This window comes from Pelagibacterium sp. (genome assembly GCF_048264985.1).
In the GTDB taxonomy this organism is placed as follows: Bacteria; Pseudomonadota; Alphaproteobacteria; order Rhizobiales; family Devosiaceae; genus Pelagibacterium.
The window spans coordinates 206,748-224,620 of the sequence record NZ_JBLXCL010000001.1; the positions used below are offsets into that span (position 1 = coordinate 206,748).

At 59.7% G+C, this 17,873-nt stretch carries 18 protein-coding genes; 10 read left to right on the forward strand and 8 right to left on the reverse strand.

Annotation, left to right across the window (positions count from 1 at the left end):
- Positions 1 to 28 precede the first annotated feature (28 nt).
- The 3 genes from xylB to ACN0TA_RS01090 all read left to right on the forward strand — a co-directional run bounded on the left by xylB (position 29) and on the right by ACN0TA_RS01090 (position 4,466).
- Positions 29 to 1,492, forward strand: a complete 1,464-nt coding sequence (gene xylB, locus ACN0TA_RS01080; protein WP_417578937.1) for a xylulokinase — start codon at positions 29 to 31, stop codon at positions 1,490 to 1,492.
- Positions 1,489 to 2,796 carry a xylose isomerase gene (gene xylA, locus ACN0TA_RS01085; RefSeq protein ID WP_417578939.1) on the forward strand — a complete coding sequence of 436 codons (1,308 nt, stop codon included), beginning with the start codon at positions 1,489 to 1,491 and terminating at the stop codon, positions 2,794 to 2,796. Before xylB ends, xylA begins: the two co-directional genes overlap by 4 nt.
- A 92-nt stretch (positions 2,797 to 2,888) precedes the next feature.
- Positions 2,889 to 4,466 (forward strand): glycoside hydrolase family 43 protein, encoded by a 1,578-nt coding sequence (locus ACN0TA_RS01090; protein ID WP_417582011.1) that lies wholly within the window; start codon positions 2,889 to 2,891, stop codon positions 4,464 to 4,466.
- Positions 4,467 to 4,531: 65 nt separating this feature from the next.
- Here ACN0TA_RS01090 and ACN0TA_RS01095 read toward each other — a convergent pair whose 3' ends face one another.
- Positions 4,532 to 4,960 carry an organic hydroperoxide resistance protein gene (locus ACN0TA_RS01095; RefSeq protein ID WP_417578941.1) on the reverse strand — a complete coding sequence of 143 codons (429 nt, stop codon included), beginning with the start codon at positions 4,958 to 4,960 and terminating at the stop codon, positions 4,532 to 4,534.
- A 135-nt stretch (positions 4,961 to 5,095) separates the two neighbouring features.
- Between ACN0TA_RS01095 and ACN0TA_RS01100 the strand changes: the two genes are divergently transcribed.
- A complete protein-coding gene (locus ACN0TA_RS01100) occupies positions 5,096 to 5,545 on the forward strand; it encodes a MarR family winged helix-turn-helix transcriptional regulator (RefSeq protein WP_417578943.1) in 450 nt (149 codons plus the stop codon).
- A 16-nt stretch (positions 5,546 to 5,561) separates the two neighbouring features.
- On the opposite strand, the gene ACN0TA_RS01105 is transcribed toward ACN0TA_RS01100, so the two are convergent.
- The gene (locus ACN0TA_RS01105; RefSeq protein ID WP_417578945.1) at positions 5,562 to 6,986 is read right to left on the reverse strand and encodes a helix-turn-helix domain-containing protein; all 1,425 of its coding nucleotides are present in this window, start codon (positions 6,984 to 6,986) and stop codon (positions 5,562 to 5,564) included.
- Positions 6,987 to 7,161: 175 nt separating this feature from the next.
- Between ACN0TA_RS01105 and ACN0TA_RS01110 the strand changes: the two genes are divergently transcribed.
- Both ACN0TA_RS01110 and aceA read left to right on the forward strand, forming a co-directional pair.
- On the forward strand, positions 7,162 to 7,383 hold the full coding sequence (locus tag ACN0TA_RS01110) for a hypothetical protein (protein ID WP_417578947.1): 222 nt from the start codon (positions 7,162 to 7,164) through the stop codon (positions 7,381 to 7,383).
- 42 nt (positions 7,384 to 7,425) lie between these two features.
- Positions 7,426 to 8,721 (forward strand): isocitrate lyase, encoded by a 1,296-nt coding sequence (gene aceA / locus ACN0TA_RS01115; protein WP_417578949.1) that lies wholly within the window; start codon positions 7,426 to 7,428, stop codon positions 8,719 to 8,721.
- A 93-nt stretch (positions 8,722 to 8,814) separates the two neighbouring features.
- Here the strand turns inward: aceA and ACN0TA_RS01120 are convergent, their stop codons facing one another.
- Together ACN0TA_RS01120 and ACN0TA_RS01125 are read right to left on the reverse strand one after the other, a co-directional pair.
- Positions 8,815 to 9,432: a DUF1294 domain-containing protein gene (locus ACN0TA_RS01120; protein WP_417578951.1), complete on the reverse strand. Its 618-nt coding sequence runs from the start codon at positions 9,430 to 9,432 to the stop codon at positions 8,815 to 8,817.
- Positions 9,433 to 9,478: 46 nt separating this feature from the next.
- Complete coding sequence (locus ACN0TA_RS01125) at positions 9,479 to 10,861, reverse strand: MFS transporter (RefSeq protein WP_417578953.1); 1,383 nt, start codon at positions 10,859 to 10,861, stop codon at positions 9,479 to 9,481.
- Positions 10,862 to 11,015: 154 nt separating this feature from the next.
- Between ACN0TA_RS01125 and ACN0TA_RS01130 the strand changes: the two genes are divergently transcribed.
- Positions 11,016 to 12,596, forward strand: a complete 1,581-nt coding sequence (locus ACN0TA_RS01130) for a peptide chain release factor 3 (RefSeq protein WP_417578955.1) — start codon at positions 11,016 to 11,018, stop codon at positions 12,594 to 12,596.
- Here the strand turns inward: ACN0TA_RS01130 and ACN0TA_RS01135 are convergent.
- From ACN0TA_RS01135 to ACN0TA_RS01145, 3 genes are read right to left on the reverse strand one after another with little or no spacing between them, the layout of a single operon-like run.
- A complete protein-coding gene (locus ACN0TA_RS01135) occupies positions 12,593 to 13,156 on the reverse strand; it encodes a DinB family protein (RefSeq protein WP_417578957.1) in 564 nt (187 codons plus the stop codon). The genes ACN0TA_RS01130 and ACN0TA_RS01135 overlap by 4 nt on opposite strands.
- Positions 13,153 to 13,566, reverse strand: a complete 414-nt coding sequence (locus ACN0TA_RS01140) for a GNAT family N-acetyltransferase (protein ID WP_417582013.1) — start codon at positions 13,564 to 13,566, stop codon at positions 13,153 to 13,155. The genes ACN0TA_RS01135 and ACN0TA_RS01140 overlap by 4 nt, the downstream gene beginning before the upstream one ends.
- 1 nt (position 13,567) lies before the next feature.
- On the reverse strand, positions 13,568 to 15,088 hold the full coding sequence (locus ACN0TA_RS01145; protein ID WP_417578959.1) for a YifB family Mg chelatase-like AAA ATPase: 1,521 nt from the start codon (positions 15,086 to 15,088) through the stop codon (positions 13,568 to 13,570).
- A gap of 300 nt (positions 15,089 to 15,388) precedes the next feature.
- Here ACN0TA_RS01145 and ACN0TA_RS01150 point away from each other — a divergent pair, with 300 nt between their 5' ends.
- Positions 15,389 to 15,751 carry a response regulator gene (locus tag ACN0TA_RS01150; protein WP_417578961.1) on the forward strand — a complete coding sequence of 121 codons (363 nt, stop codon included), beginning with the start codon at positions 15,389 to 15,391 and terminating at the stop codon, positions 15,749 to 15,751.
- A 150-nt stretch (positions 15,752 to 15,901) separates the two neighbouring features.
- On the forward strand, positions 15,902 to 16,741 hold the full coding sequence (locus tag ACN0TA_RS01155; RefSeq protein WP_417578963.1) for a GH25 family lysozyme: 840 nt from the start codon (positions 15,902 to 15,904) through the stop codon (positions 16,739 to 16,741).
- A 16-nt stretch (positions 16,742 to 16,757) separates the two neighbouring features.
- On the opposite strand, the gene ACN0TA_RS01160 is transcribed toward ACN0TA_RS01155, so the two are convergent.
- Positions 16,758 to 17,393 carry a MarC family protein gene (locus tag ACN0TA_RS01160; protein WP_417578965.1) on the reverse strand — a complete coding sequence of 212 codons (636 nt, stop codon included), beginning with the start codon at positions 17,391 to 17,393 and terminating at the stop codon, positions 16,758 to 16,760.
- A gap of 183 nt (positions 17,394 to 17,576) precedes the next feature.
- Between ACN0TA_RS01160 and ACN0TA_RS01165 the strand changes: the two genes are divergently transcribed.
- On the forward strand, positions 17,577 to 17,867 hold the full coding sequence (locus tag ACN0TA_RS01165; protein ID WP_417578967.1) for a DUF4287 domain-containing protein: 291 nt from the start codon (positions 17,577 to 17,579) through the stop codon (positions 17,865 to 17,867).
- The last annotated feature ends 6 nt before the right edge of the window (positions 17,868 to 17,873 follow it).

Sequence of the window (17,873 nt, forward strand, 5' to 3'; positions counted from 1 at the left end):
CCTCAGTATTTGCGACGGAGTGGCAGCCATGACCTATCTTGGGCTCGATATTGGAACGTCCGGGGTCAAGGCTGTGTTGATCGACCGGGAGGGCAACGCTCTGGGAGAGGCCAATGCCCCCCTTACGGTGTCACGCCCACGACCCGGCTTTTCCGAACAGGATCCCGCCCACTGGTGGGCAGCGGTGCTTAGCGCTGTCGATGCACTCAAGGCACGTCATCCTGGCCATGTCAGCGCCATCGGGGGCATTGGGCTGTCGGGGCAAATGCATGGCGCAACCCTGCTCGACAAGAACAACGAAATCATCAGGCCAGCAATTCTCTGGAACGACGTGCGTTCGGCACAGGAATGCCGCGAAATGGAAGAGGCGCTGCCGGCGCTACGCCAGATTTCGGGCAATATCGCCATGCCCGGCTTTACGGCCCCGAAGATTCTTTGGGTCAAGAAACACGAGCCTGACAACTACGCCAAGATCGCCAAGGTGCTGCTGCCCAAGGATTACGTGCGCTTTCTTTTGACCGGAACTTACGTTTCGGACATGTCGGACGCTGCTGGCACATTATGGCTCGATGTCGAATATCGCGGCTGGTCCGACGATCTTCTGGCCGTGACCGGGCTGACCACAGACCATATGCCATCGCTGGTTGAGGGGAGCGAGCCGTCGGGCCATCTTTCGGGCGCACTCTGCCAACGCTGGGGCATCACCGAAACGCCGGTGGTTGCAGGGGGTGGGGGCGACAACGCGGCTTCGGCCTGCGGCATTGGCGCTGTAGAGCCGGGTACGGGCTTTGTTTCGCTAGGCACTTCGGGCGTGTTGTTTGTATCCAACGACCGGTTCCGGCCCAACACCGAGGGCGCTGTGCATGCCTTTTGTCACGCCATTCCAAACACCTGGCACCAAATGGGCGTGTTTCTCTCTGCGACCGACAGCCTGAACTGGTTTGCCAAACTTGTCGGCCAGGACGCAGCTGGCGTCACGCGGGCCGTGGCCAGTGATTTTTCCCAACCAGGGCAAGAAATGTTCCTGCCCTATCTCTCGGGCGAGCGCACGCCGCATAACAACGCCAATGCGCGCGGCTCTTTTGTCGGGTTGTCCCATCTCTCGGACGCCCGCACCATGGGGCAGGCGGTGATGGAGGGCGTGGCGTTTGCGGTGCGCGACTGCCAGCGCGTGCTCTCAGACGCAGGAACACAGATCGATACGCTGATTGCCGTAGGCGGGGGATCGAAATCCGATCTCTGGCTGGAAATGATCGCCACCAATCTGGGCATGACTATTGCCGTGCCCGAGGATGGGGATTTTGGCGGCGCTTTCGGCGCCGCGCGACTGGGGCTGATCGCCGCCACCGGCGCAGACGCCAAAACTGTCTGCACACAACCGAAAATCGAGAAAACCATCGACCCAAGGTCCGATCTGGCGTCGGCCTATGACGAAGCCTATGAGCGCTATCGCGCTCTTTACACGGGTATTGAGGAGGCCCGAGCCCAATGAGTGATTTTTTCAAAGGTCTGAACACGGTTCAGTTTGAAGGCCCAAACAGCGACAATCCGCTGGCCTTCCGCCATTACAACCCCGAGGAGATCGTGCTCGGCAAGCGCATGGACGAGCATTTGCGCTTTGCAATCGCTTATTGGCATTCGTTTGCCTGGGAGGGTGGCGACCCGTTTGGCGGGCGGACGTTCGCGCGCCCATGGTTCGACGGCGAAATGGATGCGGCCAAACTCAAGGCCGACGTTGCGTTCGAACTGTTCTCGCTGTTGGGCGCGCCCTATTTCTGCTTTCACGATGCCGATGTGCGGCCCGAGGGCGAGAGCTTTGTCGAAAGCAAAAAGCGGCTCGAGGCGCTGGCCGATATCTTTGAGGCCAAGATTGCCGAAACCGGCGTCAAACTGCTCTGGGGGACGGCGAACCTGTTTTCCAACCGCCGCTTCATGGGCGGGGCGGCAACAAACCCCGATCCCGATGTGTTTGCCTATGCCGCAGCCACCATCAAGGCCAACATGGATGTGACTCACAGGCTTGGCGGCGAGAACTATGTGCTTTGGGGTGGACGCGAAGGATATGAAACCCTGCTCAATACCAATCTGGGCCAGGAAATGGATCAGATGGCGCGCATGCTCTCGATGGTTGTCGAGTACAAGCACAAGATTGGCTTTCCCGGCACGATCCTGATCGAGCCCAAGCCGCAGGAGCCGACAAAGCATCAATATGATTACGACGTTTCAACCGTCTATGGCTTCCTCAAGAAGTACGGTCTGGAAAACGACGTGAAGGTCAATATCGAGGTTGGGCACGCAATCCTGGCCGGACACACCTTCGAGCATGAAGTCGCGATGGCGGCGGCGCACGGGATTTTCGGCTCGATCGACATGAACCGCAACGACATGCAATCGGGCTGGGATACCGATCAGTTTCCCAACAATGTTCCCGAAGTGGCGCTGGCCTATTACCACATCCTCAAGGCCGGTGGTTTTACCACCGGGGGCACCAATTTCGACGCAAAACTGCGGCGTCAGTCGATCGATCCGGTCGATCTGCTGCATGGGCATATCGGGGGCATGGACACATGCGCGCGTGGGCTCAAGGCCGCGGCGGCGATCATCGAAGACGGCACCTATGACGCGTTCCTTGAGGAGCGTTACGCCGGCTGGAATGCTGCCGAGGCCAAGGCAATGCTCAATGGCGAACGCAAGCTCGAAGACATTGCAGCGCGCGTGGAGGCCGAAAACATCAATCCACAGCCCAAATCGGGGCGGCAGGAATATCTGGAAAATCTGATTAACCGCTTTGTCTAGATACACTGACCAAGCGCCCTTTGCCCGGCCCGCCGGCCGGGCGAGGGGCGCGCGCCTCTAGCAATTGCATTTTGGGAGGAGACCCAATGCCCATTCGCCAAAACCCGATTTTACCCGGGTTCAATCCCGATCCCTCGATCCTGCGGGTCGGGGACGACTATTACATTGCCACCTCGACCTTTGAATGGTTTCCCGGGGTGCAGATCCACCATTCGAAAGACCTGGCCAATTGGACGCTGGTGACCCGGCCGTTGACGCGCAAGAGCCAGCTCGACATGCGCGGCAACCCTGACAGCTGCGGCATCTGGGCGCCGTGTCTTACCCATGACGGTGAAAAGTTCTGGCTGGTCTATACCGACGTCAAGCGCAAGGACGGCAACTTCAAGGACGCCCACAATTACATTGTCACCGCCGACACGATCGACGGGCAGTGGTCGGACCCGATCTATGTCAATTCCTCGGGCTTTGACCCTTCGCTGTTTCATGATGATGACGGCAAGAAATGGTTTGCCAACATGATGTGGGACCACCGTGAGGGACATCACAGGTTTACCGGGATCGCGCTGCAGGAATTCGATCCGACATCGGGAAAGCTGGTGGGCGCGCGCAAGAATATTTTCAAAGGCTCGCCCCTTCAGCTTGTCGAAGGCCCCCATCTCTACAAGCGCGACGGCTGGTACTATCTGCTGACCGCCGAGGGCGGGACGGGATATGATCACGCAGCGACATTGGCGCGATCGAAAACCATAGACGGGCCCTACCAATTGCATCCCGACATGTATCTGGTGACGGCCAAGGACGACCCACTCAACCCGTTGCAGCGTGCCGGTCATGGCGACATCGTCGAGACGCCCGACGGGGATACCTATCTTGTGCATCTGACCGGACGCCCGACGACCCAGAAACGTCGATGCGTGCTGGGGCGCGAAACGGCGTTGCAAAAGGCAGAGTGGCGCGAAGATGGCTGGTTGTACCTGGTAGGCGGTTCAAACTTGCCCGCGTCCGAAGTCGACGTCCCGGGCACCTACGATCAAGCCGGTTTCGATGCCGAGCAGCGCTATCACTTCGATGGCAATCTGCACATCGATTTCCAATGGTTGCGGACGCCGGAGCCCGAGCGAATCTTCAGGCTCGCAGACGGAAAGCTCAAGCTGATCGGGCGCGAATCCATAGCTTCATGGTTCGAACAGGCGTTGGTCGCGCGCCGGCAGACACATTTTGATTTCGAGGCGGAAACCGAGGTGGATTTCGATGCTCAAGACGAGCGCGAAATGGCAGGACTGACAGGATATTACGGGCGTTACAATTTCCACTATCTGCATCTGACCGCCGATGCCGACGGCAAGCGTGCGCTCGACATCTTTTCGTCGATGGTGTCGCATCCCGATGGAAAGCTGACCTATTGGATGGACCCTGTGCCGGTGGGGCCGGGGCCAGTGCGCATGAAGATGCGGGTCGAGGATTCCAAACTGCAATATTTCTATGCGCAAGGGTCCGGCGACTGGCAGAAGATCGGCCCTGTTCTCGATGCCTCGATCCTGTCGGACGAGTGCGGCGGGCATGCCGAACATGGCAGCTTTACCGGCGCGTTTGTGGGGATGGCCGCTCAGGATCTCAACGGCACGGCGCGGGAGGCCGATTTTTCATATTTCGTCTATCGGCCGCTCTAGCGACGCAAAAGGCGCTGGCGGTTTCACGTGAATCCACCAGAGCCCGAAATCTTGCCTGCCACAGATCAGGCCTGTCTGAGTTCTACCTCGATATTGCCGCGCGTTGCGTGTGAGTACGGGCAAACAATGTGGGCCCGGTCCATAACGTCCTTGAGCTCTTCGGCATCAAGCCCGGGTGCAGACGCTGTGAGGATGACCTTGAGCCCGAACCCTTCGCCATCATCGCGCTTGCCGAAGCCCACCTGTGCACTGACTGTGGCCTCAGCGGGAAGCTTGACCTTGGCCTGGCCGGCTGCAAAACGCATCGCGCCGAGGTAGCAGGCTGCATATCCAGTGGCAAAGAGCTGTTCGGGGTTGGTGCCTTCGCCACCCGATCCGCCCATTTCGCTGGGCGTCGAGAGCTTTACATCGAGCTTGCCATCATCGGTTTTCGAGTGACCGTCTTCCCGGCCACCGCCGCTTGCAGTGGCGTTGGCTGTATAAAGAATTTCCATGAGGCACTCCCATAATTGGTGTTGGTTGGCTGACAGGTGAACGCATTGGACCCTGTTCAAGTTCGCCAGACGAAGAAAAAGACCATATGAGCGATTTATATTGTGTGCAATATAATTTTGTGCAATATTTTTGTCATGAATGACGACAGCGCCCCCATTCTCGCCCCCGAGCACCAATTGTGCTTTGCGGTTTATGCCGCCGGACAGGCTTTTGCCCGGCTCTACAGGCCGCTGCTCGACCCGCTGGGTCTGACCTACCCGCAATATCTGGCCATGCTGGTTTTATGGGAGGATCGACCGATATCGGTGACAGGTATCGGACAGAGGCTCGGACTGGACACCGGGACGCTGACCCCGATGCTCAAGCGGTTAGAAGCCGCGGGTCTCGTGAAACGGACGCGCAGCGCTACCGATGAACGCCGGGTTCTGGTGACGCTGACTGACGCTGGACGGGCACTCAAGAACCAGGCGCGCCATATTCCCGAGACAATTGCCTGCGCCAGCGGGCGGGCTTTGCCCGATGTCGTCAGGTTGCGCGACGACATCAATGCGCTAACCATAGCGCTCCATGATGCCGGGCAGTAGCCTGCCCACCAAACCCTTATGAGCCAGGTTGCACCATATAAAGATTTTCCATTCGCAGCGCGTCGTCTGTCGCAAAGCGGTGGTCGGCGGGAGGATGCGCGCGCTGACCACACTCGCGGCGCGGGCAGATCCGGCACCCAACGCCGATGGGTACTGCCCCGGTTGGCGCCGACAGATCGATGCCATCGGCATAGATCATGGCTGAAGCGTGCGAGACATGGCAGCCCAGACCGATAGCGACATGGCGGCGCGGGGCGTTGTACGCATGAGCGCCCTTGGCGATCGCTCTGGCTATACAGAAATAGCGCTGGCCGTCGGGCATCTGGCTGAGCTGAATGTTGATCTGACCGGGATTGAGGAACGCCGCATAGACGTTCCAGCGCGGGCAGGCCCCGGAATGGCGCGGAATGTAAATACCCGACAGCGAAAACCGCTTTGAAATGTTGCCGGCAATATCGGTGCGCACCAGATGGAGCGGAATGCCGCTCATCGATGGGCGCTGCAACGTGGTCATGCGGTGACAGATTTGCTCAAAGCTCATGCGAAACCGGCGGCCGAGCCGTTCGATATCGTAGCGCGTATCCCGGCAGGCGCGAAAGAACGGTTCGTAGGGCATGGCCAGCGCCGCCGCGACATAGGATGCCAGCACGTTGCGGGCCAGGCCCACGCTGTCGGGCTGGGGCAAAGTGCTCTGCTCGATAAGATCGCGGATTTCGGCATCGGCAATCGACAGGGCCAGGTGCTGGGCTAGAACGAAAAGCGCAGACTCTGCCTCCAGCGTGTCGGACACCGCCAGAACGCGGCCATTGTCCTCAAGCCTTCGCACCACGCCATTGGGCAACGAGGCCAGGCGCGCCTCAATGCCGAAAACGTTGAAGAGATAGGCTTTGAGACCAGCTTCAAAATTGTCCGAACTGTTGTCGATGTCATGGCGCACACGCTCGGCTGCGTGCTCGAGCGTTGGAAAGTAATTGGCGTTTTCCTGCAGGAAATCGGAAACCGCTTCGGTGACGACGTTGTGGCCGGTGGAGGCGGATTCGCCCTGTTGATGGCTCGTCGCATTGTGTCCTGGCGCCTGAAGATGGCGCAATTGGTCGAACAGCTTGAGCACAGCGCGCCCGACAGCGGGGTTCTGGGTGGCCAGATCGCGGATGTCGGTGTTGGTCAGGTCTGAGTCGGCGAAAATGTCATCGCCGAACATCTCCATCAAATCTCCGGACAAGCGCGCATCATCGCTTTCGGCAAGCTCGCCCGGTTCCACGCCGAAAAAGCCGGCGATCCGAAACAGAAGGGGTACCGTGATGCGGCGGCGATTGTGCTCGATGAGGTTGAGATAGGACGCAGAAATTTCAAGCGCTTCAGCGAGTTGGGCCTGGCTGACCGCCTTTTGCCGGCGTAGCCGCTTGATGCGGGCCCCGATCTGCAAATCAAGTTGGTTCATCTGTCGTCCTCCCAACTGCAATTCTTTACAATCTTTACAGTTTCAGCCTTTTAGATTTTCAAGAATTTACAGCTTAACACGCTGATATTACATCTTTTCTTGCCTTTTTGGTGGTGCTTGTCAATTCTTTACTAAATGGAGCACGGCGATGTGCTTCCCAGCAGGAGACAGTGCGATGAACGCGCATCAGACAATCGATACGACCACTGAAGACTTTATCACCATCATTGCGCCTTCGATGGCCGAGGTGATGGCCAGCTTCAAAAGCCAGGGACTGGCCGAGCGGGACTATTCGATAGTTCACCGGGCCGGAAAGCACAGCTTTACGATGGCTGGCGGCCAGACCCTGTTCGATGGCGCGCAGATGGTCGCAGCGACCTTTGCCCGCCGCAGCTGATCGCACCCGCCAAAAATCACTCGCCATCAGGAGGAGACATCAATGCTCGACAAATCAACAGATCCGCAGACTTTTCAGGCGCCAGATTGGGCGCCGGATCGCTGGAAGACGATTGCCCGCGATTATACGCCCGACGATGTTGCCCGGCTGTCGGGGAGCCTGCCAATGCAATACACACTGGCGGAAAACGGTGCGCAGCGCCTTTGGCAACTGCTCCATAGCGAGGATTATGTGCCAACGCTGGGCACGTTTACCGGCAACCAGGCCGTCCAGCAGGTCAAGGCCGGCCTTAAGGCCATCTATCTTTCCGGATGGCAGGTGGCGGCGGATGCCAATTCGTCGGGCAACATGTATCCCGACCAGTCGCTTTATCCTGTCGATTCCGTACCTGCAGTGGTCAAGCGCATCAACAAGGCGCTACAGCGCGCCGATCAGATCCAGACCATGGAGCGGTTCGACGGAAAATCCGATGCCGATACCGATTATTTCGTGCCTATCATCGCCGATGCGGAAGCCGGTTTCGGCGGCGCGCTCAATGTTTTTGAACTCATGAAGGCGATGATCGAAGCCGGCGCGGCGGCTGTCCATTTCGAGGATCAGCTGGCGAGCGAAAAAAAGTGCGGCCATCTGGGCGGCAAGGTTCTGGTGCCGACGCGAACCTTCGTCCGCACGCTCAACGCAGCCCGTTTGGCGGCGGACGTCATGGGGGTGCCGACACTGATCATGGCCCGTACCGATGCCGAAGCAGCGCAGCTGATCACCTCGGACGTTGACGCTTACGACGCACCGTTCATCACCGGCGAACGCACTGAAGAGGGGTTCTATCGTCTCAAGGGCGGGTTCGATGCTGCGATTGCGCGCGGCCTGGCCTATGCACCCTATGCTGATTTGATCTGGTGCGAGACATCCACGCCAAGCCTTGAAGACGCAAAGCGTTTTGCCGAAGGCATCCGTAGGCATTATCCAGAGCAGATGCTGGCGTATAACTGCTCGCCCTCGTTCAACTGGGCAAAATATATGGGCGAAGCGGATATGGCAGCATTCCAGCGCGAACTTGGCGCCATGGGGTATAAATATCAGTTCATAACGCTGGCCGGGTATCACAATCTTGCGCTAACCACGTTCAATCTGGCGCGCGGATACAAAGACAGGGGCATGGCCGCCTATTCCGAGCTGCAACAGGCCGAATTTGCCGCCGAAAATGAGGGGTTTACCGCCACGCGGCATCAGCGCGAGGTGGGGACAAGCTATTTCGACGCCGTGGCAACCGCTGTGGGCGGCGGCACGAGTTCGACCACCGCGATGGCCGGTTCGACAGAGACTGCGCAGTTTCACTGAGCCGGGTACAAGCCGGGGATCAACAGTGCCAATGTTTATCCCCGGCTTTATGATTCACGTGAAGCAATCCCGATTTGCTTCACGTGAATCAGCTTATCCAAACAGGGCGACCAGTTCGGCATACGACAGCGCACCCGAGATGATCCCCACCAGGACGATCGCGTGCAGGACCGCAATGCCGCCCGTGGTCAGCGCAAAGCCCGGCTTTGCAGTTTTGTGGCGAAAGACTTGCTGGGCGAGCAGTCCGCCGATGATCCCGAAGGCCGCATCGAGCCCGTGCAATCCCGCCTCGCTGATCCGCCAGCGCCCTGCGATGGCAGCCTGTTTGTCCATCCAATAGGCAAGCCACGAGGCCCCGCCCATTAAGGCGTAGGGCGCGACCAGCCAGAACGGCGCCATGTCGAAAACGATTGCCGCAAAAACAAGAGCGAGCAGAGCGACAGCGGCCCAGACACGATAATCGTGGCGATCGAAATGGGCCGGAGGGCGATGCCGTTCCGCTCTTTTGATGCCTTCGAGCCAGACCTGACGGGCCGCGGGCCTGCCGTCGGGTCCCGTGCCGGATGAGAAGACCAGACGGTCACCCCTTTGCGGGCGGCGGCCGGGTTTAACGGCCGAGATGTGGACGAATATCTTTCCGCCCCGGCCATCGGGCTTGATAAAGCCAAAACCGCGGTCGTCGTCCCACTCGATCAGCGTGCCCTTTTGCATGTCCAGCCCCCCGGCGCATTGATCGATAAACAAAGCGGGCGGAGGCTTAAGATTTGATTGTCATCGCCCGCGCTGCGGCGATGGCGGGCAGGGACAGAAGGGCGCTGGCGGCGAAAGTGACGACCAGTGCCGCCGCAAGTTGCTGCCCTGTCCCTGCCGCGGCAATGCCGGCGGTGTTGGCAACGAGGCCGGCGATGGCGGCACCGATGCCATAGCCCGCCGACTGGATGGTGGGCAACAGCGCCGACGCCCTGTCACGTTCGCCCGGGAGCGCTGCTTCCATGATGGTCTGGCTGGTATAGGCCCATGAGGTACCATAGGCGGCCCCGATCAGGATTTGGCCGACAATGACCAGCGGCAGAAGGTTTGCGGCAAAGGCAATAGCGATGGTGACGAGCCCGGCGGTGAGCAATATTGGCCCGAGGCGGATCAGGGCGGGCCTTGTGGTTTCGGGCACATTGGCAACCAGAATCGCCGTGCCGGACCAGACGACCGCCATGACCGCGCCGATGACGCCGGCCAAGGTCGGGGCGAAGCCGAATATGTTTTGCAGCGCATAGACGAGAAATACGGCAACACCTGCCTGGGCCAGGGGCATGAGGAGGATGACCCAGAGGCCGGCACCCACTACATTTCCAAAGCGGAAGGCGTGGGAGGGGAACAGCGGGACGGACGCCGTGCGGTCCCGGGCGATGACGGCAAAGAGCGTTGTACCGGCAAGCAGTAGGCACAGGGCGGTGAGAACGGGCGAAGACAAAAGGCCCCCCAGCGAGACCGCCATGATTGCCGCGCCGATCAACAGCAGGCGGATGATGGGCAGACGGCCGGACGATTTTTCCCGCAGGCCGGACGGCACGATCCAGAGAACGAGGCCGATGAAAATGACGCCGATCGGCAGGTTGACGGCAAAGGCGGCGCGCCAGGAGAGGGTTTCGGTCAGGGCGCCCGAGAGCACCGGACCGCCAAAGGCCGCAAGGGCCCAGACGACCGATTCGGCGCCGAACACTTTGGGCACCAGCGCCGAGGGAAAGAGTTCGGGGATCAAAGCGTAACAGATGGCTGCGACGACGCCTTCGCCAAGCCCCTGAAGGGCCCGGCCGACAAGCAGTTCGGGCATCGAGCCAGCGATGGAGGCCAGCAGCGAGCCGAGTAGAAACACAAGGGCGGCAGCGATCAGTGCCCTGCGGGCGCCGAGCCGCGCCTTGAGCAGAGCCGCACCGGCCCCGCCCATGATGGCAAAGACGAGAAACACTGTAGTGGCCCAGGACAGCAGCGCCACGCCGCCAAGCTCATCGACGGCAGTGGGCAGGGCGGTCGAGACCAGAAAACCGTTAAAGGCCAAGAGCGCAACGCCGAGGCACAAGGTGATCGTGGCGCCGAGATAGCGCGGGGAAACGATGGCGGCCCACCCAGAAGCAGTGTTGGTCATGATGCAATCCATTTAACAAGCTTTTTCTTGCTAAATTGTGTTTCGTGTCCTGTCCAGCAAAAAGCGAAGGGCTTTTTAGACCGCTCAATTTGGTATAGTCAGTGGCGCGGACCATATAGGGTCCATACAGGTTTATCTTCCCGGAGAACTGCCCGTGAGCGCCGACACAACCGGCTACAAGAGCCGCCGCACCTTTGCGATCATTTCGCACCCTGACGCGGGCAAGACGACGCTGACCGAAAAACTGCTGCTCAATTCAGGCGCCATCCATCTGGCTGGTGAAGTCAAAGAGCGCGGCGAGCGGCGGCGGACCCGTTCGGACTGGATGGAAATCGAACAAAAGCGCGGTATTTCGATCACCTCGAGCGTTATGACATTCGAGCATGACGGGCTGACGCTGAACCTGCTCGACACGCCGGGCCACGCCGACTTTTCCGAAGACACCTACCGTACACTGACGGCCGTGGATTCTGCGATCATGGTGATCGACGCGGCCAAGGGCATCGAGGCGCAAACGCGCAAACTGTTCGAAGTCTGCCGGTTGCGCGATATTCCGATCATCACATTCGTCAACAAGATCGACCGGGAGGCGCGCGATACGCTCGAAATTCTCGACGAGATCATGGAAACCCTGGCGCTCGATACGGCGCCGATGATGTGGCCCGTGGGCGCCGGTGTTGATTTTTCCGGGCTGATCGACCTCGAACATGGACGTTTCATTTCGCCCGAGGGCAAGCCGGAAGCCGAGGCACCGGGTGTCGAAGCATTGGCCGAGCGGTTCGCATCTACCCAGAACCAACAGATTGCCGCATCGATGGAAGGGCTTGAACTGGCGAGCGGGTCATTGCCAAAATTCGATCAGGCAGCGTTTGAAGAGGGCACATTGACACCGGTGTATTTCGGCTCTGCGCTCAAATCGATCGGGGTGCGCGATTTGCTCGAAGCCGTGTGCAGGTTTGCGCCTGAGCCGCGCACCCAACCAGCACGGCCGGAGCCTGTGGAACCGGCTATGGCAGCGTGCACCGGCTTTGTCTTTAAAGTGCAGGCCAATATGGACCCCAACCATAGGGACCGCGTGGCCTTCGTGCGGGTCGCATCAGGAACGCTCAAGCGTGGCATGCGGTTGAAAAACGTGCGCACTGGCAAGGATTTGAAGGTCGCAAATCCGATGTTCTTTTTTGCGCGCGAGCGCGAACTTGCCGATGAAGCCGTTGCCGGCGATGTCGTGGGGATTCCCAATCACGGCACGCTTTCAGTCGGCGACACCCTGACAGACGGGCCGGACGTGACAGTGACCGGCATTCCCAATTTTGCACCCGAACTGCTGCGCCGCGTGCATCTTTCCGATGCGTCAAAAACCAAGCAATTGGCCAAGGCGCTCAACGACCTGGCCGAAGAGGGCGTGGTACAGGTGTTCAAGCCCACGCTGGGCGCAGGTTATTACGTCGGCGCAGTGGGGCCGCTGCAGCTCGAAGTGCTGACGAGCCGCGCGGCTGCCGAATATTCGGTGCCGATCCGCATCGAGCCGGCGCAATACGTGACGGCCCGCTGGGTCAAGGTGAACGACAAAGCCCAATTCGACAAATTCGCTGCGTTGCACAGGCTCAACATTGCCGAGGATCGCTATGGCGACCCGGTTTTCCTGGCGCCCAGCCAGTGGGAAATCGATCGTTGCGCCAAAGACTTCCCGCTGCTCGATTTCATGGCGACCAAGGATCGCGGGCTAGCGGCTTAAAATCCGAGGTCGGCTTCGCTCCAGCCGAACGCCGCCAGTTCTCCGGTGCGGAATTTTGCGTCGTCGAAGACAATAAATTCGTCGAGTTGGGGCGGTGCAACTGGCGTTCCAGCCAGCATTGCATGGGCCTGGCCGCGATGGTGGGTCTGGTGGGCGAACAGATGATTCAGAACGTCATCGCGCCGCTCGGTCTGGATTTTCCCTTGGCGATGGAGTCTGACCGGGCGGGATAGATCAGTGACATTGAGGGCCTGACACAGCCCGACAAGGCGAGCGTCGCTTTTGCGCTGAGCATCGTAAAGCGCTTCAGCCGTGGCAAACGGGGTTTCGTCCTCCCAGGCCCCGGGGCCGAGCGTGCCGCCTTCCAGCGCGTCGATATAGAACCAGTCAACGACAAGGATATGATTGAGGGTCGCTTTAAGCGAGGGGAAAAATCCTGTGCGCCGCGCCAAGAACCCATCATCGCCGAGACGGGCCACTGCATTGGCCAGCCGGAGATTGGCGAGGGCATTGTTGCGTGCCAGTTTGGCAATCATGCGCAGTGCGGGGTCGCTCGTCATGGCTTGCTCATCACTCGTGCCATGCCGATCGAGGCGGGCATCACCGGTTCGAAGCCGAACTTTCCATAAAGGTGCCGGGCGTCGCCATCGGCGATCAGAGACACATAAGCATCTTCGGGCGCCTCGCGTTCGAGCCAGTCTGCCAACGCAGCCATGATCGCCTTGCCCAAGCCCTTGCCTTGATGGGCGGGATCAACTGCAATATCGACGATCTGGTAAGCGGTGCCACCGTCTCCGATGATCCGGCCCATTCCGATCGGGTGATCCCCAAGAACGATCAATACCGCGTAAAGCGTATTGGGCAGCCCTTTTTCCATGCCCTCCCGGCTCCGGGGTGATAGCCCGGCTAGCGCGCGCAAATGCGCGAAGGTTTCGATGTCGGGCGTCCGGGCGATGATCGTGTAGTCCATGTCAGGCATTGGCCATGTTAATGCGATAGCTTAGCGCTTCGGCAATATGGGGACGGGCGACGGTTTGGCTGCCGGCCAGATCGGCAAGTGTGCGGGCCACCTTGAGCACGCGATGATAGGCGCGCGCGGAGAGGTTGAAAGTTTCTGCTGCCTTGAGCAACAGGTCCCGGCTTTCTCCGTCCGGCGCCACGATCTGTTCGATGACACTTGAGGGGGCGGCCGAATTGGTGTGAACGCCAACAAGCTCGAGCTCGGCATAGCGCCGGCGCTGGATTTCCCGGGCAATGGCCACCCTTTCGGCAACCAACGCGCTCGGTTCGCCCGGTTTTGAGCCGATCATGTCCGTCGCGGTAACAGCAGGCACGTCGATACGGATATCGATACGATCGAGAAACGGTCCCGACACTCGTCCCTGATAATCGGCAGCGCATTTTTCGCCACGTCGGCACGTGTGTCCGGGAGATCCCGCCATGCCGCATTTGCATGGGTTCATTGCGGCTACGAGCTGGAAACGGGACGGGTAGGTGACGCGCGCATTGGCACGGGCGATGACAGTTTCCCCAGATTCGAGCGGCTGGCGCAGGCTGTCGAGGGCCTGGGGCTGGAACTCGGGCAACTCGTCGAGAAACAGCACACCGTTATGGGCCAGAGACGCTTCGCCGGGCCGGACGCGCAAGCCACCGCCGACCAGAGCTGCCATCGAGGCCGAATGATGCGGACTGCGGAAGGGGCGGCGGTCGGAAACCTTGCCGCCCTTAAGCTCTCCTGCAATCGATGCGATCATCGAAACATCGAGCAGTTCACGTGGATTGAGGGGGGGCAGGATGGACGGCAGGCGCTGGGCCAACATCGACTTCCCCGCTCCCGGCGGCCCGACCATCAGAAAATTGTGGCCGCCCGCTGCTGCAACTTCGAGCGCACGGCGAGCCACATCCTGCCCACGGATGTCGGCGAGATCGGGACCGCTCACATTGGGCAGCGCCCGGATTGGCTGCGGCCGGGCGGTCATCTGCCGCCCGGCAAGATGATTGACCAGAGCAAAAAGCGTATCGATGGCCACGATATCGATATCTTCGCCGGCCCAGGCGGCTTCGGCGCCGCAGGCAGCCGGACATATGATCCCCAAGTCGCGCGCATTGGCAGCTATGGCAGCGGGCAAAATGCCAGTAACCGGCGATACCCGTCCATCGAGCGCGAGCTCACCAAGCACCATGAAGCGCTCGAGCATATCGCCGGGGATCGCGCCCATCGCCGCCATCAGGCCCAATGCAATTGGCAAATCGTAATGGCTGCCCTCCTTGGGCAGATCGGCCGGTGCAAGATTGACAGAGATATGCTTGGCCGGCAGCGCGAGACCAGATGCAATCAACGCGGCGCGCACACGCTCGCGGCTCTCGCCCACCGCCTTGTCAGGCAAACCCACAATGTTAAAGCGCGGCAGACCAGGCGAGATCTGCACCTGCACGTCGACCGGAACAGCATCAATGCCCAAAAAGGCGACAGTTGTGATCCGCGTTGCCATGCCGTCCCCCTCGCATGGATGAATGTGCGGCAAACGCTAACAAGAAAAGCCATGCGAAACAAGAACGTTTAGCGAACATGCGTTAATTGCATGGGCGATCACCAGGCCGTGCAAGCCATTGCAGGGAACTCAACAGTGCCAACAGCATTGATATTGCGAACCAACCGGAACTGAGGCCCCGCACATGGCGCAGTTTCCGGCGAGCACATACACCACCAGATCGACGCGGACGAGGGCGCGGCCGATGGGCCGAAGCCTCTATATGCGTTTGGCGGCGGCTGGAACTCTTGGAGAATAACGATGTTGCAGAGAAAGGATGCTCCACTGATCCTTGTTGTCGAGGACGAACCGCTGGTGCGTCTCGACATTACGCTGGCCATGGTCGATGCCGGTTTTTCGGTCATTGAAGTGCCGGACGCCGAGCAGGCCATAGACCTTCTGGAAAGCCGTCACTCGATAGGTCTGGTGTTTACCGACGTTGAACTGGCCGGGTCTTTGGACGGATTTGAACTGGCAGAACAGATCAAGACGCGTTGGCCTCATATTCCAGTACTCGTTACATCGGGCCGCGCAACGCCAAAGCCTGAAATTGCCGACAGCTTTATTCCCAAGCCCTACGACACCAGCGCCGTCATTTCGCAGGCGCGCGAACTGGCCGCCTGATCGTGGACCAACACCAATAAATCAGTGCCCCGGGAGCCACGCTTCCGGGGCTTTACATTGCGTTAACCAGTCTTGTGAGGGGGGCGTTAACGAGAAGCAGGTCATGATAATTTGAGATAATTTTTCCCAAATTGACGAGTCTTACGCTCAATGCCCCTGCCGCGTATTTTCCGCTCGCCGAAGCTGGCCAAGACGATCCTGCCGTTGGCGGCCGGTCTCGCCCTGATCGGGGCGCTGGCTGCATGTGGTGCCAATTACTATCCCGCAAAGGGTGACAACAAACCCCATCCGGGCGTAGCCCGTGCCCATTCCCTGCCCATACACGGTATCGACGTTTCCCGTCATCAGGGCAATATCGACTGGCGCGCCGTTGCTCAGGCGGGCACCCGCTTTGCCTATATCAAGGCGACTGATGGCGGCGATTACATCGACCCCAATTTCCGCTCCAATTGGAATCAGGCACGGGCGGCCGGCATTCCGCGCGGCGCCTATCACTTCGTTTACTGGTGCCGGCCGGCATCCGAACAGGTTGCCTGGTTTGCTGCCAATGTACCGTCAGAGTCCGATGCGCTGCCGCCGGTGCTTGATCTTGAATGGAACAATGACTCGTCGTGCAAGCACAGCCTGAGCCGCGAAGAAGTGCTCGAAAAAGTGCGCGTGCTTCTTGCCGGCATGGAGGCGCATACGGGCAAGGTGCCGGTGATCTATACCGATATCAATTTCCATCGCGACGTGCTCGAAGGCGTCCAGATCGACAACCCCATGTGGCTGCGCTCGGTCGCTGCCCAGCCCCATGAGCGGTTCAACAACCGCCCCTTCACCTTCTGGCAGTACACCCAGACCGGAACTGTACCCGGTATCCGCACCGAAGTGGACCGGAACGCCTGGTATGGCTCGGAAAGCGACTGGATCCAGTTCTTTTTGACAGGATGCGATCCCCGCACTTACGCGCGCCTGGCTGGACAGGGACGCTGTGCGCCACTGAAATAGGGTTCAGGGGGCGCGGTCAGCCCGCGCCACCCAAAATCCCGCTGCTGCTGATGCCGTCGAAGACGAACTGGACGGCCAACGCCGTCAGCAAGATACCGACGACACGACTGACAACCGACATCCCCGTCAGCCCCAGAACGCGCTGGATCGGTATGGCGATCAGGAGCGCCAGCCACGCCAGTGCCAGCGTTGCGACAAGCGCGGCGATCACTGTCCAGAATTCAAGATCGGTATTTGCGCCGGTGGTCAAAAGAATCACGGCAGAAATAGAGCCGGCGCCAGCCAGAAGCGGCATGGCAAGTGGAAACACCGAAATATCGGTGCGGGACATGCCCTCGGCCTCTTCCTCACTGGTCGTCCCGGTGGCGCCCGAATGGCGCGCGAACACCATGTCGATTGCAATCAGCAACAACAAGATGCCGCCGGCCACCCGCAAGGCGGGCAGGGTAATGCCGAAAGTGTCGAGAATGGCATTTCCGGCAAAGGCAAAAAACAACAGGATCCCGCTGGCGATAAGAACGCCGCGCGAGGCGAACACGAAACGCTGTCTGGCAGTGTTGTTGCGCGTCAGGCCCGCAAAGATGAAGGCGATATCGGCAACACCGATCGTCGCAAAAAAAGTGGCGAAGGCCACGAGAAAATTGCCAGACATCGGTCCCGGCCCCCAAAATTGCGCCGCTGTTCCACGTGAATCAGCGCTCCGAACCTAAAGCCATAGCTCCAAACTGCAAGACCCGGTTTCATTGCGTGTCGGTTTAAGCGGCACCCATACGTCGTTCTTGTCAAAACCGGACGGTCATAAGACGATGGATCCGGGTCCATGAGGAGTAACAACATGTCGTTTCAGGCCTATCTCGATGCAATCGAACTCAAGACCGGGCTGACGCCCCGGCAGATCCTGGAGATCGCGCGCCAAAAAGGCTTCGACCAGTCAGCGATCAAGGCAGGGACAATCCTTGATTGGCTTAAATCCGATTATGGCCTGGGTCGTGGACATGGCATGGCAATGGTTCACGTCATCAAGAAAGGCGCGAAAATCGATGCAAGCCATGTCGGCTCGTCCGGCACTCATCGTGACGAAAGCGACACCCTATGGCTTGATGGGATTGCCACCAAGCCATCTTGAGCCGCA

Bases quoted from the DNA above. Each gene is read 5' to 3' on its own strand.
- xylB (WP_417578937.1), top strand. From the start codon at position 29: ATGACCTATCTTGGGCTCGATATTGGAACGTCCGGGGTCAAGGCTGTG.
- xylA (WP_417578939.1), top strand. From the start codon at position 1,489: ATGAGTGATTTTTTCAAAGGTCTGAACACGGTTCAGTTTGAAGGCCCA.
- ACN0TA_RS01095 (WP_417578941.1), bottom strand. From the start codon at position 4,960: ATGGAAATTCTTTATACAGCCAACGCCACTGCAAGCGGCGGTGGCCGG.
- ACN0TA_RS01100 (WP_417578943.1), top strand. From the start codon at position 5,096: ATGAATGACGACAGCGCCCCCATTCTCGCCCCCGAGCACCAATTGTGC.
- ACN0TA_RS01105 (WP_417578945.1), bottom strand. From the start codon at position 6,986: ATGAACCAACTTGATTTGCAGATCGGGGCCCGCATCAAGCGGCTACGC.
- ACN0TA_RS01110 (WP_417578947.1), top strand. From the start codon at position 7,162: ATGAACGCGCATCAGACAATCGATACGACCACTGAAGACTTTATCACC.
- aceA (WP_417578949.1), top strand. From the start codon at position 7,426: ATGCTCGACAAATCAACAGATCCGCAGACTTTTCAGGCGCCAGATTGG.
- ACN0TA_RS01120 (WP_417578951.1), bottom strand. From the start codon at position 9,432: ATGCAAAAGGGCACGCTGATCGAGTGGGACGACGACCGCGGTTTTGGC.
- ACN0TA_RS01125 (WP_417578953.1), bottom strand. From the start codon at position 10,861: ATGACCAACACTGCTTCTGGGTGGGCCGCCATCGTTTCCCCGCGCTAT.
- ACN0TA_RS01135 (WP_417578957.1), bottom strand. From the start codon at position 13,156: ATGACGAGCGACCCCGCACTGCGCATGATTGCCAAACTGGCACGCAAC.
- ACN0TA_RS01140 (WP_417582013.1), bottom strand. From the start codon at position 13,566: ATGGACTACACGATCATCGCCCGGACGCCCGACATCGAAACCTTCGCG.
- ACN0TA_RS01145 (WP_417578959.1), bottom strand. From the start codon at position 15,088: ATGGCAACGCGGATCACAACTGTCGCCTTTTTGGGCATTGATGCTGTT.
- ACN0TA_RS01150 (WP_417578961.1), top strand. From the start codon at position 15,389: ATGTTGCAGAGAAAGGATGCTCCACTGATCCTTGTTGTCGAGGACGAA.
- ACN0TA_RS01155 (WP_417578963.1), top strand. From the start codon at position 15,902: ATGCCCCTGCCGCGTATTTTCCGCTCGCCGAAGCTGGCCAAGACGATC.
- ACN0TA_RS01160 (WP_417578965.1), bottom strand. From the start codon at position 17,393: ATGTCTGGCAATTTTCTCGTGGCCTTCGCCACTTTTTTTGCGACGATC.
- ACN0TA_RS01165 (WP_417578967.1), top strand. From the start codon at position 17,577: ATGTCGTTTCAGGCCTATCTCGATGCAATCGAACTCAAGACCGGGCTG.